This window comes from Streptomyces noursei ATCC 11455, assembly GCF_001704275.1.
GTDB lineage: Bacteria > Actinomycetota > Actinomycetes > Streptomycetales > Streptomycetaceae > Streptomyces > Streptomyces noursei.
Genome location: NZ_CP011533.1, coordinates 9,697,275 through 9,711,732 on the forward strand (window position 1 = coordinate 9,697,275; position 14,458 = coordinate 9,711,732).

The window sequence follows — 14,458 nt, forward strand, 5'->3', positions numbered from 1 at the left end:
CATGTTCTGGCTTCGGGACGCCCGCCGCGGTACCGCGGCGGGCCCTGTCCGCTGCGCAACCCGGCCGCGGCAGACGACGACAGGACCAGGAGTAAACGGAGTTCCTTCAAAGCCCACCCGTATCCACGGCCGGAAGCGCTACGTTGAGTATCGACTTACTGACTTCGGCTCGTCAAGGTGGTGCTGGGTCGTCGAGGGTCAGGCCGGTGCCGGCTATGAAGCCGTCGAGGGTGTCGGGCCGGTACTGAAGGCGTTTGAGCCGGTTGCGTACGAGGGCTTCGAGTCGGTCGAGGGCGACGACGGCGAGGTTGGCCAGGCTGCGTTTGACGTGTGCCCATACCCACTCGACCGGGTTGAGGTCGGGTGAGTAGGCGGGCAGTAGGAACACCGTCAGCCACTCACGCTGGGCGATCAGCTCGCCCATGGCGCGGGAGACGTGGGTGTTGAGGCGGTCCCACACCAGCACGATGGGCGCCTTGAGGAGCTGGTGGGCGCCGTCGAGCAGCGCGATGAAGTCCCCCTCGCCTATGCTGCGACGCTTGCCTTTGCCCGCCTGGTGGGTGCGCAGGCGGTGGCATAGCCGGGTCCGGGAGCCGGGGCGCACGGCGATCAGCCCGGCCACGGACAGGCGTCCCGATCGGCGGCCGCTCACCGTCACCTGCGGGGTGCGGCCGCGCCGGCCCCAGGTGCGTCCCCTGGGCGGCCGGCGGGTGAAGCCTGCCTCGTCCTCGAAGCAGATGTAGCCCCCGCAGGCCGCCCTCGCTCTTTTACCTCGGCCCAGGTCGCCTCCTTCCACGCGGTGACGGCCTGCTCGTCGCGCTCGGCGACCCGCCGTGTGGGGACCTGCGGGCTGAAGCCGAGCCGGTGCATCAACCGAGTGGCCCCGGAGACGCTGTAGGACACGTGGAACTTCCTGCCGATCAGCGTGGCCACCCGCGCGGCGGTCCACACCTGGTCCTCCACCCAGCCGTGCGCGGCCGGACCCTGCTCCAGATACACGGCCAGTTTCTCCAGGCACCGCGGGGACAGACGGCACCGCGAACCGCTCGGACCCCGGGAAGCCAGAGCCTGCACACCACCGTTCCGCCACAGCTGGTGCCACTGGCAGGCCGACTTCGGGCTCACCCGCAGTTGCCGCGCGACCTCCGCTGGCTTGACCTTCTGCTCGAACAACTCGGCCGCCTGCATCCGCACGGTCTCCCGACGCTTGCGTCCCGCAGCCGTCAGCCCGCCTCCATCCGCGTATCTCACACAGCACGTGATACGGCCACCACACCAGACTCATCAGGGACTTCGCCGAAGTTCACCCTGACGAGCCGAAGTCAGTAATCACTACATGAAGGACGGCCTGCCGATGAGCACGCCTGCGCCGAGCCCCCTCCTGAACTACCGGCTGAACCATTCGCTGCAGCGCCTCCTGGACAACAGCGTCCCCAAGCAGGATGACCTGGAGACGCTCTCACTCGCCATCGGCAAGCACCAGGGCAGCAAGGCTGATGTCAGTGCCTGGCGGTTCATCCTCGCTGTGCCCTACGGCAGCGGCCCCGGCGACCTGCTGGCAGACGACCGGAACTACCGCGTGGCAATCAGCGGCGGATCCGAACCGTCCCAGGGGGGAGGCTGGAGGGTCGACGGCTTCCCGAACGCGACTATGACGCATTGCATCTTCCGCCTTGACGCTCGACAGAAGGCGACCTTCGACGGTTCGTGGAACCTGACATTCACCCTCGCGGACTTCTGGCGCAACCCTGCCGTTGGCAAGATGGAGATCCTCATCCAGGAAGACGCCTATGCCCCTGACGGTCAGCAGAAGCTCCCCCCGGTGCAGTTCGCGATGACACTCCAGCCGGCCTTCGGCCTCCCAGGAGGCTCATCAAAAGCGGATGAACGTCGCAGGGCCGACTCAGAGCGGTATGGCCACCTGGTCACCCAACGCGCTGGAGCACTGCCCGAAGCCCAAGGCCAACCTCACCGATAGCCGCTGTCCCGGTACCGCTCAGGACCGGATCTCCTCCGCGTCGCGGTCGCGCTGTCCTCAGCGGTCGTCGGCCGTGGCCGTACCCGGAAGCGGGGTTGGGCGGCATACCACGCGACCCGCATAACTGGCAGCACACCTTCGAGGAAACCAACGATCGCATTGCCGGGCTCGGGCGGGAGTGTTTCTCCGCGACCGCCCAGGTCCTGCGCCATGCATCCCGGCGGCCAACTCGATAGTGGCTGAGAGGAGTTCGGCGCGGAGAGGACGACGACGGCGCGCCGGTCGAGAAGGGGCCGCCGACACCTTCCGGTTCAACCGGCGAGCCACCTCGCCGGGCAGGGCCTCCTCGTCCAGGACGTCCAGGGTCTCCTTGGCCAGCGCGCCGGCCTTCGCCTTCGCCTTGTGCGCGGGACGATAGCAGTGTCGCCTGGCTGCTGGCGGCCATGGTCGATGAGCGCGATGCCTATAGTCGGTATCCATCGCACATCGAAAACTGGAGCCTCACGTGAAAATTCGACTGGCACGTCCTGGCGACGGCGTAGCCGTAGCTCGTCTCGCCGCCCTCGCAGTTCCCGACCCTGATGCCGATCGCCAGGGCGACGGTGACCTCGCCAAAGGGGTTGATCAACGCGGCGGACGCCACCGCGTCCCCTATGGGCAGGCGCGTATCCTCGTCGCTGTCGACCAGCAGCACACGGTGCTCGGGATGTGCAACATCCACCCGGCTATCAGCCTCGCGCAGCAGCACCCTCACCTCGGGGCACATGTGCAGCAACGCCTCGCCGACCGGATCGGCGAACTCGACGTCCTGGCCGTCGACACCACAGCACAAGGGCGCGGCATTGGATGCAACCTGCTGCGCACTGCTGAAGCGATGCTCGCGACGCGCGGCACCACGCAACTGATCGCGCAGGTTCGCTCTACCAGCGCCCTGCAATGGTTCAGCCGCCGAGGCTTCACCTTCCCGAGTCCCAATAAGGTCTTCGCCTTCAAATTCGAGGGCCACTTTATTGGGATAGACGCGCTGAGCGTGACCGGCTATCGGCAGGGCTACAAGCCTCTGCATTGATCAACACAGCAGACCTCATGGGTGCGGATCCTCTGGAGGGACGTTTCTTACCGGTCACGCTGCCCGCACCGCCGACCAGATGATCGTCGCAGCCGAACGGGCCGCGCTACTGCCCACCCGGCGCGAAGCGGTCGATGCCTATCACCGCTCCCTCACCGGCCACCTCGGCCGGCTCCGCTCAGACACCGCACTCACCGAGGGGTGGCCATTCGCTACGGGAGTCGTCGAGCATGCCTTCCGCCACCTGATCGCCGACCGCCTGGACCCCACCGGCACCAGTTGGGGCCTCAGCGAGCGCTGAAGCCGTCCTCCGACTCCGCACGCTGACCGTCACCGGCGACGGCGACTCTCCTGGCGGTGCCATACTGCCCGCGAGTATCAACGTCTCGACCCCGCTTTCCACCAGACAGGACTACGGCCTCACCGCACAATCACGAACTCGCTGTGGTGGCTGCAATCGCCCGGCACGCGTCACACCACCGCTCACGCGGTTTGTCCATTTCGAGCGGCACATCGCGTTGTGGAGACGGCAGCGCGATGCCGTCCAGATCACTGCACACGATGGCGTGGAAGTCGCAGTCGCCCATGCACTCATCGTCCCCGGCAGGCAGATGCCAGATCAACAAGTCCCGCACCCCACCAGGCCCAGGCACACACTCCGACACAGCTAGCATGATTCTCTCCAGGGTAGAACAGAGCTTCCATGCATCAGATATCCGCGACGACGAGGAAGTACGAGCTGAAGCCCATCGGGCCGATGACCGACATCTCGGTCTCGAACCGCTGCAGGACGTGCGCGGGGATCGGGTCTCCGTAGCGTGCTGTCAGCCCTTTGAAGACCACCTTGCGCAGCCAGGACTCCTGTGTCTCACCCTCTGGGACATTTGGGTACTGCGGCATCTCGTCGACGTAGTCGAAGACGTCGCCGTACGGCTCGACCCGCTCGGCGATCAACAGCGTGTTGTCACACGCCTGCGGCAGCTCGGCGAAGAGGGCGCGCATCTGCGCGGGCGACTTGAGGTAGTAGCCGGAGCCGTTGAAGCGGAAGCGGCCCGGGGCGTCCTTGTTCTTGCCGACGCCGATGCACAGCAGGTTGTCGTGGGCGTCGGCCTGGTCCTCGGTGACGTAGTGCGCGTCGTTGGTGGCCAGCAGCGGGATGTCCAACTCCCGGGCCAGGCGCAGCAGTCCGTCGCGGACGTCCCGCTCGATGGCCAGGCCGTGGTCCATCAGTTCCAGGAAGTAGTTCTCCCGGCCGAAGATGTCCTGGTAGGCCGCGGCGGCGGACCTGGCCTCGGCGTACTGCTCCAGCCGCAGCCGGGTCTGGATCTCCCCGGAGGGGCAGCCGGTCGTGGCGATGATGCCCTCCGGCCGCTCGGCGATCAGCTCACGGTCCATCCGCGGCTTGCCCGCCGGGAACTGCCCTTGATAACTGGCCTGCGTGCCGAGCCAGAACAGGTTCCGCAGGCCCCGCGCGGTCCGCGCCCACATGGTCATGTGCGTGAAACGTCCGCCGCCGGAGACGTCCTTGGAGCCCTCGCCGTCGTCGCCCACGGCGCGGCGTCCGCCCGGGCCCCAGAACTCCCGTTTGCGGGCGAACCGGGAGGAGGGCGCCACGTACGCCTCGATCCCGATGATCGGCCTGATGCCGTCGAAGTCCTTCGCGACCTGTGCGAACTCATAGGCCCCGAACATGTTCCCGTGGTCGCTCATGGCGATCGCGGGCATCCCCTGTCGCGCCACTTCACCGAACATCGGCCGCAGCTTCTGGGCGCCGTCCAGCATCGAGTACTCGGTGTGGTTGTGCAGGTGGACGAAAGAAGCGTGGGCACGTGCAGACACCAGGAGAGACCTCCGGGGCGTGAAGGAGGGCTCACCATATCCCCGGAGTCACTCGGGGAAATCCGTTCCCGCGCGACCCGGCCGTGATCGACATGGAGGGGTGCCGCTGGCCTTGCGGTTTGGCATGAAGATTTTGCCAACACGCAGGATCTGGAGGTGTCGCCGATTCGCGTGAGTCGGAACTGAGTTCAACGGGGTTGGTGGCTGCTGGTGGGGGAGTACGGCCCGGGCCGGATGCCGGGAGGGGGATCGCGGCATCCGGCCCGGGCCGGATGGGCACCGTCGTGCCCGGGGGAGCGGAGCCCGGCCCCCACGACCGGCTCGGCTCGTACGACGCGCTGCTCGGGAAGCACGGCGTCGGGAACACTGGAGCCGATGGTGTGCTGTCATGGCAAGTGATGGCCTTCGCGGAGGCAAGCATCGCGTCGCCAGGCGAAATGCCATCGGTAGATGGCATCGTCAGGTGAAACACCCACCTGCGCGGTCGGCATTTGGCGTGGCCTTACCAGTGCTAACAGTCGACTGTATGGACGAGGGTGACCTCTTGAACTCCTGGCCGGACAAGGCGGATAAGGAGTTTGCGATTCAGGTCAGGGAACGTGTACCCGGGAGCCTTCTGATAGGCGGGGCCACTGATGGGATCGGCGCGGATGGTGGCGTGGAGCTGCTGGAGTTCTGGGCTCTCTTCCCAGTGGAGAGCCACTGCCTCAATGAGCTCGGCGAGCAGCATCTCGTGCCATGCTTCCCAATCTGGCCACCGTTCGCGGGTGACCTCTTCCAGGAGCACGAGCTCCATCAAGTTGGCCCGTGACAGGCGCCGCTTGCCCACCCGAAGGAGGTTGGCGAACGGCTCGTTGTACTCCAGGAGGGCGAAGTTCGTGTCGACCAGACAGGTCGGTCGACTGAGGTGCCCTCTTGCCCACTCGGAGGCGTCGATGGCGTTGGCGTCTGTCAGACAGGAAGGATGAGGTTCCGCCTGGAGGGAGCGCCGGTAGAGGGCGACCCGGGCCCGCCATGTCATCCTCAAGAGGTCCGCGACCTGCTGAAGTTCCGCCGTTGCGAAGGGCGGGCGTCCCGACATGCGCCGCGCGTACCATGCAGGCGATTTGCCCATTTTAGCCGCAAAGTGCTTCTCGTTGACACGCTTTCCGGACTTTCTCCCCGCAGTCTCGCTCTGGCGCTTGTTCTCTCTCCAGCCGAACTCTTTCGGATCCGCCAGCACCCGATGCGCCGTCAGAAGCTCTCTGAGCAGGTAAGACAGCTGTGGCTGGCCGGGCTCTCCGGCCGAGTCGTCGCGTTCGGTAACCGTAGGCATGGCAATTAATCTATCGTTTCCCGACCCCGTAATTAGGTGCGGGAAAATTCCTTGCCTGGTCAACGCATTCTCGGCACGTCAGAATCGGCAGCCCGGATGCGGAGCGTGTGGGGGCGCCCCATCCGCAGTCCGTGACGTGAGGGGGATTTCACGTGCTCAATGTTGTGCCCGACAAGCAGTCACCCAAGGGCAACATCGCTGTGCTGCGCACCGTTGCGGTACTGCGAGCCCTTCAGGGGCTCCAGAAACCCCACAGCCGCGAGGCATACCTCCGCGAGATCGCTGCTGCGACCGGCCTACCGAGCGCGACCGCCTACCGGTATCTCCAGGCGCTGCGCCAGGCAGGGGTCGTCTCACAGCCGAAGAACTATGCCTCCCGCGACGCCTCCCGCGGCCGCTACCGGCTGCAATGGCACATGGCGACAGAAGAACCACCGCGCGGCAGTCCCTCGCAAGGCACACGCGGCCTGCTGGTTCAACTGGCCACCCAGACAGGTCAGATCGCGATGCTCTACGCGCCTTACTCCTTCGCCGAGCAACCGATGCGTGAGTGCACCGCCCAGGTGTGGGGACCGCACGAGCCAGTCAGGCAAGAAGACGTGGAGTTCGCGCCACTTGGAGCCGACGCCGCGGGTATGGCAATCGCCGCGGCCATGGGCATCACCTCGCCTCGCAAAGAGCAGGCCGCAGAACTGAGGCGGATCCGCCAGGTCGGCTTCGCCGTCGGCCCCGCCCTTCTCGAAGGCGGTCACCACGACATCATCGCTGCTCCCATCTGGCGCGGCTCCTCCGTAGCAGGCGCCGTCGCCCTGATGCCCCTGCGCGTCCAGATGCGCTCCCAGAAACGACGGACGGACCTGATCAGCGCCGTCCTGGACATCGGCAGCACCATGAGCAATCACCTCACGCGCCAGCCCCTGCTGCGCTCGGCTGCCTGAGAACCCACTGCCCCACGCCAGCACGGAGCTCCACCTATGCCCGTTCCCGAAGTCCAACAGCCCGCCCTCATCACAGGAGGTATAACCACCATCAATCTGGCCACGACCGACCCACCCCTGACGCACGGTCAGCACATCGTCGTTGTTCTCGACAGTAGGACCAGCCGGCGAAGTGACGTTTCTCCGACGCCCGACACCAAAGTCCCAACGGGCCGGCTCGGTAGTTGCTGGCAAAGACAGGCCGCGAGTAGCGGTAGCACGCCCTCGCCTACGCACATCGTTGACGTGGCCACGACATGGTTCGATGTTGGTGCATGCCCCGCCAGATCAGGGAGGCGTCCCATGCCACCTGACGAGTAGCAACAGGACGCGTGGAAAGCCGACACCGAGTGCCCCGCCCTCACAGCACAGTCCCCCCGGAGCGTTGGCTAACCAGCAGCCCGCACGACTTAGAGGTCCTAACAAAGGCGTCGGACATGTCTGTAGGTGATGAGACATGTGGCGAGCCCGAGGAAGGCTTCATGGATGTCGTCCCGTCGCTCCCACCGGATGCGCAGGCGACGGAAGCCGTGCAGCCAGGCGATCGTTCGTTCGACGACATACCGGAAGATGCCCAGGCCGGAGCCGTGTGGCTCGCCTCGTCTCGCGATCACGGGACGGATTCCGCGCTGCCACAGCAGGCGCCGGTACTTGTCGTGGTCGTAGCCGCGGTCGGCGAACAGCGCGTCGGGCCGGTGCCGGGGCCGGCCGACAACCCCGGCGACGGCGGGGATCTTGTCGAGCAGGGGCAGGAGCTGGGTGACGTCGTTGCGGTTGCCGCCAGTCAGCGACACCGCGAGCGGGATGCCCTGGGCATCGGTGACGACGTGGTGCTTACTGCCCGGCCGTGCGCGATCGACCGGGCTGGGACCGCTTTTGGGCCCCTGCGGGCCGCCCGCACATGGGAGGAGTCGATCACCGCCCGCGACCAGTCCAGCTTCTTCGCCGACCGCAGCTTCTTCAACAGCAGCACATGCAGCTGATCCCACACCCCGGCCTCGTTCCACGCGGCCAGCCGCCGCCAGCAGGTCATACCCGAACCGAAGCCCAGCTCCTGCGGCAGGAACTCCCACTGGATGCCGGTGTGCAGCACGAAAAGGATCCCGCACAACGCCTGCCGGTCCGGCACCCTCGGCCGCCCCTCGACCAGCTTCGGCCCCGGCTTGGGCAGCAACGGCTCGATCAGGGCCCACAGTTCATCCGACACGATCCACGGCCGCGACTGACGTTTCCCCACGACCAGACCAACGACCGGATAGACCAACAGTCACATGATCAACCACTTCTGTTAGGACCTCTTACGCCACCGCTGCTACCAACTCCCCGCGCCGGCCGCAGAACGGACCTCGCGCGAGCCCGACAGACCGGCGCTTCGACCGCAACCGCCGCGCAGGGGTTGCTTAACACCCACCGAGGAGGCGCAGATGCGTTCTACCGTGACACCCCTCAGTCCCCTCGACCACGATGCAGGTCCAGCAGACCTCTTCACAGTGCTCGCCACGATGGTGGACCTGGGAAGAGGACCACATCCGCTGCAGCGGATAGTGGAGGAGTCCGGAGTACCCAGAAGGGCCGCCCGCGCGGCCCTCGACCAACTGGCCGAGGCCCGCCTTTGCAAGCCCACCGCTGGCATGCCAGGTCACTTCGAAGCATGTGTGCAGCCAGTGGAACCCAGTTCCAGGCGGCGCATGCAGGCCCTGCCCGGCGTGCACTCGGACTACCGCGACGACCTCCGCACGCTCCAACAACGCACCGGACACGTCGCTGTGCTCCACGGCTACCTGGCGCTGCCCGCGCTGAGGATCTGCACGGACCTCTGCATCGGAGACAGAAGCGACTTCGAGCAGCAGATCAAGGCAGATCCTGCCGCCGCAGAGAACCTGAGCAGGGCGCCCCTCACTGTCGACGCGGCAGGCAAGGTCATCGGCGCCCACCTGGAGTCCTCTCCACAGAGCATCGAACTGCAACGCATCCGCTCCCACGGTTACGCCCTCACCCCGGCACCGCTCGCAGGCTGGCACCTCCTGTCCGTCCCCGTGTACGTCCCCCACGGCGACCGGCCCACCATTCTCTCAAGCGGCCATGCGGTAGCCGGAGCGGTCAGCCTGCTCGTCTCGGGCCCGATCGACCCCCACGGCGGGGTTCCCGCGCCCTGGCTCGACGAGCTGTGGCACGCCGCGGAGCAGCTCGCCCACTCGACAGCCGGCCTCCGTCCGTCGCACCGCGCACACGTCTTGCACACGGTCTAGGAATGAGCACCGGCCGGCGGCACCGGGCATCGACCCTCCATAAATACCCTGAACGGGCCGAGCAGACGCACATGGCCGTGCAGATGGCTCAGCCCCCCGCACTTCGCACACGGGAGGCGGCCATGAGTTAGCCAACGGCGGCAGCCGAGCGACCAACTCGCCTGCCCCCGCATGCCGTTCGGGTACCAACCGAGCAGCTGCGGCCACGCGCTACCCCGCAGATCGGGTTGCCCCCCGGTCTGCAGGCCCGGACACCAGCCCGGGACAACAGGTTCCATTCGAACCAACCCCCGCCAAAGCGGGGTGTCGCACGCCCTCATCCCAGGACGCACGCCCTATGATGCAGCATGTCTGTCTGCGTTGCCAGAGCCATCTGACAGCAACGCACACCCAGACCAGCACTACACGTATCGAGGCCCTGGTCACCGAGCCCGCCGAGCAAGAGATAGAGAGCACGTGCTCTCGGCGCCTACGCCGCGAAGCGGACTTCCTGCAGGCCGTCGACTGGGCACTGAGCGGTGGCCTCCATCCGCAAGCCACCGACACCACACGCCGCATAGCCCGCGACATGGCATCACGCATGCACAAGAGCAAGCACGGCCATGTCGCGTACGGGCTGGCCGGCATGCAGCAGCGCCTCGGGTTGACCCGCAGCACCATCACCAAACACGTCCGCATCCTCCGAGAACTGGGCCTGCTGGCCTGGGTTGAGCACGGATCCAGCACCAACGTCCTGCGCACACGCCTAGGCAACCGGTTCACCACCGGCACCGGATACCGCGGCACTGCCACGATCTACGCCCCATGCGCCCCACCTGCCTTCGACCGCGACCGTGGCCAACTCCGCGGCGGCCGGCACGGCTACCACGCACGCATCCAAGCCGTTACCAAGACCGGCCATCACCAGGCGGCGGCAGCCGCACGCCGCCAGCGCGGGACCTCACGGACCCCTTCTTGCGACGTACCCCCCGTAGTACCTGCACCTACAGATAGCGGGGGGAAAAACTACAGCGAGCCGTGCCGTCGCGCTTCCAGACCTCACCAGCGAGCAGCTGGCGCAACAAGCGTCACTCCTCATGAAGCTGCGGCCGGCATCACCTACGCACAGCAGGTGCGCTGCTTGGTGGGGTGGACACAAGGCGGCTGCCTGCGCCAGCTCGCCTATGCCCTCCGCCCATTGATCACCGCGGGGCTCACATCCCAGGAAGCCGCTCGTGAACTCTCCCGTTGGCAACCCCATGGCCGTCCCACCAACGTGGTGGGGTACATCCGAGCCGAACTCCACCGCCGTGGCGTCAGAGGCGTACTCCACCTGCCTGATGCCTACCTCCAGCCCCTTCACGACACCCAGGCCGACGAAGAGGGGCAGCGTCACGCCCAAATGGTCCGCGACCGTTGGGCACGCTGCGCCCCGGCCTACTTCCGCTACCTCCAGACCCTGGCTGGACCCTTGAGGGCAACCCTGAAGCGGATCCGCGCCGAACTCCGGCAGCCGTCCAAACCAACGACCACCTGGAAGCCACTGCTGCGTGAGCGCGAGAAGGACTTCTTCGCCACGCTGCCACCCTCCGGCACCCCCGCGGACATCTACGCCGCCAGAGCCCGCGGACAGCAGCCCATCCACCAGCCAGAAGAACCCACGGCAGCCGCGCTCACTGAATGGGAGCGCCGCGCCGACGAGGCAGCAGCAAAGGCAGCGTTTCAGCGCCTTCGAGCTGAACTTGCCGCAAATGCAGAAGCATCGAGCCGGCGACACCAATCCGATGGTTGACGACCTCGCACAAGGTGCTGTCCGGGGTTACCGAACAACCCCGCGGACGCCGGAGTCCTACGACCGCGGCACGCCCGCGGAGCGGCGTCAAGGGACTGAGAGCAATCGGGGCGTTGGCGTTCGGCGGCACCGTAGCCCTCACGGAGGCTCCCTCCCGCCCTTGGCTCAGGCGCTGTCCTGCTGGTCGGACGAACCAGCCGGCACCATTAGCCAGGACCTCGGGGGATGTCCTGGCTAATGGTGCACAGTCAACCTTGGGACGCGACCTGGAGACTCGGAGCATTCGCACAGTCGTGCCAGTCGGAATGCTCCGGACGGTTGCATCCTCGACCGGCGTCCTCGGCCCTACTCACCCAGCGCGGTCGCCACCCGCTGGCGAACGACGTGCCATCAGTTCCATGTCCCCAGGCACCACGGCATGATCACACCAGGTCCCAGCGTCATCAGCGCACCCTGCTGGCCGGGCTTCGGAGGGTTGTCGTACATCGACCATGTCGCGTCGAGCACGCCCACACCACCTTTATTGCCCGTCAGCAGGCTCTCCCGGGAGGGCCGCGTCACGCCCTTGGGGTCTGGATCCAGCTCCAGGCCCATCGCCATGTAGTCGAGGATCTTGTTGCTCCCGGGGTGCAGAAGGGTCCACTCCGGGGTGCCACGGCCATACTTGTGAAGTTGCTTGCGCAGTTCCGGCATGACCTCCCGCGCCACCAGGAGGGCTTTCTTGTCCGAGGCGAAGCGGTACCCCTCGCTGCCAAGCCGCATGAAATAGCGGTCCTCGCTGTTCTCCAGCCGGTATTGCCCGGCATGCTCGATGATGAGCCCCGGACGTTGGGCGGAGGTCATGATACAGGCGCCGGCAGAGTCGGCGAACAGGCCGCCGTAGACCTTCTCCATGGGGTCCTTGGTCGGCTCCTTGCGGATGTTCGTGGTGAGCCTCTCGGTGACAAGCACCATCACTGTCTCGTGAGGGAAGCCTTGGAGTCGGTCGAAGGCGTAGGCCAGGCCGAGCCCGCCGCCGGCACATGCCGCAGTGCTCACGTTCATGAGCGTCACATCCGGTCGCAGCCCTAAGGCCCTACACAGGGCAACCCCGATGCCAGGAAGGCGGTGTGACATGGTGTGGCTGACGTAGACGGTATCGACCTCGTGCGGCTCCAGACCCTCAGCCTCCAGGGCCTGCTGCCCTGCTTTGACGCCCATCATGAACGCGTCCTCATAGGCCGCATCGTTGCGTTCCTCGACCTGCGCGGTGCCAGCGATGGTCGGATCGTGCAGTTCTCGGGCGAAGGAGAGCGATTCAACGCCGAGGTTCTGCAACATGATCGAAACCGTCCGAGCGGTCTCCGTCAACCGCCCGTCAGAGGCAAGAGGGTAGTGGGATACGAGCTCCTTACATATCTCGGCGAAGGGCACAGTGACCTTCCCGCGGACGATCTGCGGGCGTCCAACATGAGCTGTGACCATGCGATGTCCTCCTGTGAGCATGTTCGGCACCATGCACAGAGCATGGTTGCGAGCGCAGCGTACGGACCCAACTGCGCCGTGACTACCAGGGAATTGGGAATTGATCAAAGTTCGCATACGGGAAGCTGACCGGTGGGGGGGAGGGTCAGGCCCGTCTCGGGCCGACCAAGGACGCCCGTAACAGTTCGACGGACGGCACCTGTGGCCGGCCCGCGATGACTCCACGCGGCATCGCGCATCGGACATCGCCGTGTCGTGGGGCAGCGGCACGGGCGACCCACACGCCGGCTCAGGTGATTTCCTCCAGCACCTCTCCCGCCGATGTCAGCAAGACCTGGTGTGATGGGCGGGTCTTCGTGAACTTCAAACGCATGATGGTCGCCGTCGAGCCGACCACCTCGACAGGGAAGAGCCGCACGAAACCCGCTCCCTGCTTGGAGTGAAAGAAAGGCCGGAATGCGCCATCAGAATGGATTTGCGTGCCAGCGTAGCTCGAATAGGCGTGCACTGCCCGCGGGTCGGCCCTCATCTCCTTGAGCAGTCCATTCAATTCGAGGTTTCTTCCTCCCGACATGGAAATCACTCGCTCCAGGCGGGTCACGAAGTAGGGGGCCCACTGCGATTCCCAATTCATGAGAACGGGATTCTTCACCTCAGGACCACCTCGCGCTCGATCGTCGAGCATCATCCAGCGAAGCATGTTTGTCGGAGGTTCGCCTTCGAAGTTCTCTGCCCACAGCGGGTTACAGGCCAGGACATTGTAGGCTCCATCGGCAAGGTAAGCCATGCACTCCGTGTCCTGGAGTACCAAGTCCCTGTAGTGACTGTCCACGCGCATTCCTGCAAGGGGGTCTACATTACCGGGAGGGGCGTGACCGCGTGCCAGCCACCATATTTCGTGGAGCTCTTCCCCGTCATCGATTCCATAAATGTCGATTAATTCGACCAAGAACGCAATTGAGGGTCGATCCTTACCTTTCTCTACCCGCTGCAAGTATGAATCATGGCAATTTTTTAAATAGGCGGCTTTGGATTGAGTTAGACCTGCCCTCTTCCGTGCAGCTTTCAGTAATTCGTTGAGCCTTTCGGCGCGGTTTGGTGAGCCCCAGTCGTAATATCTCATGCGCCTTCATTGTCTTTCGTGAGCGAGAGTCGCGGTCATTGCTGGGCGGGCGGCGTCATTGGTATGGATGCCGCACACAAAGAAAGTCGCGAAGAATTCGTCCCGGCATTCGACCGTTCTTTAGCCGCATTGCGCTGATTGACTGGCCATACCGAGGCCCGCCAGGGGAAGCCCCGGAGCCTGGCACCCGCAGGCGCCTCGCCTTCCCAGGGCCAGCTCGATTCGCTTGCCGGCATGCCGGGGCCACTGCTCGGCGAGAACGGTCATCCGCATCCTCCGCAGACGCTGACGTAGTCGGGGCGCCGAAGCGACGAGCCTCGAACGCATGTCCCCCAAGTTTTCCCAGGAAAGAGGGCATAAACTACCGACCGGTCAAAAAATCTCGCGGCACCCGTGAGTATGTGGATCAATCACGCCTGTGCGCAGACCTGCGGTGGCCCGCGGCCGGCGAGCCGGGACTGGTGAGCCGAGCCACGCTCGGGTGTCAGCAGTGCTGGAGGAATCCCAAACCAACGACGGCGCGGCCGCGGGGTCCTGCACTCCCAAGAGGCCGGGCCAGCACCTCGGGTGAGGGCTGAAAGTTCCCTTTAGTCTTGTTCTCTATAAATAATGGCAAATAAAACGAGTGCCCGGAATTGATTCGAAAAGCCCGTGAAGGCGCCATGGCGATCTG

General features: G+C 65.5%; 12 protein-coding genes and 1 pseudogene. 6 read left to right on the plus strand and 7 right to left on the minus strand.

What is annotated here, in order from left to right; all coding sequences use genetic code 11:
* Positions 1-172: 172 nt before the first annotated feature.
* Positions 173-1,251, minus strand: a protein-coding gene (locus SNOUR_RS49660) for an IS630 family transposase (protein WP_446677936.1) whose coding sequence is annotated in 2 segments (ribosomal slippage) — positions 173-750 and positions 750-1,251 — 1,080 coding nt in all. Because the reading frame shifts where the segments join, the coding sequence is not laid out codon by codon here.
* Positions 1,252-1,336: 85 nt separating this feature from the next.
* On the opposite strand from SNOUR_RS49660, the gene SNOUR_RS41505 reads away from it, so the two are divergent.
* From SNOUR_RS41505 to SNOUR_RS49510, 3 genes are all read left to right on the plus strand, one after another.
* Entirely contained in the window at positions 1,337-1,978 is a 642-nt protein-coding gene (locus SNOUR_RS41505; protein ID WP_067342944.1) for a hypothetical protein, read from the plus strand.
* A gap of 505 nt (positions 1,979-2,483) precedes the next feature.
* Positions 2,484-3,047, plus strand: a complete 564-nt coding sequence (locus SNOUR_RS46880) for a GNAT family N-acetyltransferase (RefSeq protein ID WP_159425726.1) — start codon at positions 2,484-2,486, stop codon at positions 3,045-3,047.
* A 79-nt stretch (positions 3,048-3,126) separates the two neighbouring features.
* Positions 3,127-3,348, plus strand: coding sequence for a hypothetical protein (locus SNOUR_RS49510; protein ID WP_067342938.1), 222 nt, complete (start codon positions 3,127-3,129; stop codon positions 3,346-3,348).
* Positions 3,349-3,478: 130 nt separating this feature from the next.
* Here SNOUR_RS49510 and SNOUR_RS46885 read toward each other — a convergent pair whose 3' ends face one another.
* The 3 genes and pseudogenes from SNOUR_RS46885 to SNOUR_RS41530 form a co-directional block, all read right to left on the minus strand.
* Positions 3,479-3,634: a hypothetical protein gene (locus SNOUR_RS46885; protein ID WP_159425725.1), complete on the minus strand. Its 156-nt coding sequence runs from the start codon at positions 3,632-3,634 to the stop codon at positions 3,479-3,481.
* 124 nt (positions 3,635-3,758) lie between these two features.
* Positions 3,759-4,886, minus strand: a pseudogene (locus SNOUR_RS41525) (PHP domain-containing protein); the annotation flags it as partial.
* Between the two features lie 511 nt (positions 4,887-5,397).
* Positions 5,398-6,201 (minus strand): MmyB family transcriptional regulator, encoded by an 804-nt coding sequence (locus tag SNOUR_RS41530; RefSeq protein WP_159425724.1) that lies wholly within the window; start codon positions 6,199-6,201, stop codon positions 5,398-5,400.
* 152 nt (positions 6,202-6,353) lie between these two features.
* On the opposite strand from SNOUR_RS41530, the gene SNOUR_RS41535 reads away from it, so the two are divergent.
* Positions 6,354-7,139 (plus strand): helix-turn-helix domain-containing protein, encoded by a 786-nt coding sequence (locus SNOUR_RS41535; protein WP_067342931.1) that lies wholly within the window; start codon positions 6,354-6,356, stop codon positions 7,137-7,139.
* Positions 7,140-7,597: 458 nt separating this feature from the next.
* Here SNOUR_RS41535 and SNOUR_RS44280 read toward each other — a convergent pair.
* Positions 7,598-8,415 (minus strand): IS5 family transposase gene (locus SNOUR_RS44280; RefSeq protein ID WP_162494992.1). Its coding sequence is split into 2 segments (ribosomal slippage): positions 7,598-8,064 and positions 8,064-8,415, totalling 819 coding nucleotides; the frame shifts between segments, so codons are not numbered across the junction.
* A gap of 451 nt (positions 8,416-8,866) precedes the next feature.
* Here SNOUR_RS44280 and SNOUR_RS41550 point away from each other — a divergent pair.
* Together SNOUR_RS41550 and SNOUR_RS46890 are read left to right on the plus strand one after the other, a co-directional pair.
* Positions 8,867-9,427 (plus strand): hypothetical protein, encoded by a 561-nt coding sequence (locus SNOUR_RS41550; protein ID WP_067342927.1) that lies wholly within the window; start codon positions 8,867-8,869, stop codon positions 9,425-9,427.
* 337 nt (positions 9,428-9,764) lie between these two features.
* Positions 9,765-11,198 (plus strand): helix-turn-helix domain-containing protein, encoded by a 1,434-nt coding sequence (locus SNOUR_RS46890; RefSeq protein WP_159425723.1) that lies wholly within the window; start codon positions 9,765-9,767, stop codon positions 11,196-11,198.
* A 390-nt stretch (positions 11,199-11,588) separates the two neighbouring features.
* Here SNOUR_RS46890 and SNOUR_RS41555 read toward each other — a convergent pair whose 3' ends face one another.
* Positions 11,589-12,518: a beta-ketoacyl-[acyl-carrier-protein] synthase family protein gene (locus SNOUR_RS41555; RefSeq protein ID WP_159425722.1), complete on the minus strand. Its 930-nt coding sequence runs from the start codon at positions 12,516-12,518 to the stop codon at positions 11,589-11,591.
* A gap of 433 nt (positions 12,519-12,951) precedes the next feature.
* Positions 12,952-13,785 carry a helix-turn-helix domain-containing protein gene (locus SNOUR_RS41560; RefSeq protein WP_079141913.1) on the minus strand — a complete coding sequence of 278 codons (834 nt, stop codon included), beginning with the start codon at positions 13,783-13,785 and terminating at the stop codon, positions 12,952-12,954.
* Between the last annotated feature and the right edge of the window lie 673 nt (positions 13,786-14,458).

Bases quoted from the DNA above. Each gene is read 5' to 3' on its own strand.
- SNOUR_RS41505 (WP_067342944.1), top strand. From the start codon at position 1,337: ATGAAGGACGGCCTGCCGATGAGCACGCCTGCGCCGAGCCCCCTCCTG.
- SNOUR_RS49510 (WP_067342938.1), top strand. From the start codon at position 3,127: ATGATCGTCGCAGCCGAACGGGCCGCGCTACTGCCCACCCGGCGCGAA.
- SNOUR_RS46885 (WP_159425725.1), bottom strand. From the start codon at position 3,634: ATGGGCGACTGCGACTTCCACGCCATCGTGTGCAGTGATCTGGACGGC.
- SNOUR_RS41530 (WP_159425724.1), bottom strand. From the start codon at position 6,201: ATGCCTACGGTTACCGAACGCGACGACTCGGCCGGAGAGCCCGGCCAG.
- SNOUR_RS41550 (WP_067342927.1), top strand. From the start codon at position 8,867: ATGCAGGCCCTGCCCGGCGTGCACTCGGACTACCGCGACGACCTCCGC.
- SNOUR_RS46890 (WP_159425723.1), top strand. From the start codon at position 9,765: ATGATGCAGCATGTCTGTCTGCGTTGCCAGAGCCATCTGACAGCAACG.
- SNOUR_RS41555 (WP_159425722.1), bottom strand. From the start codon at position 12,518: ATGTTGCAGAACCTCGGCGTTGAATCGCTCTCCTTCGCCCGAGAACTG.
- SNOUR_RS41560 (WP_079141913.1), bottom strand. From the start codon at position 13,785: ATGAGATATTACGACTGGGGCTCACCAAACCGCGCCGAAAGGCTCAAC.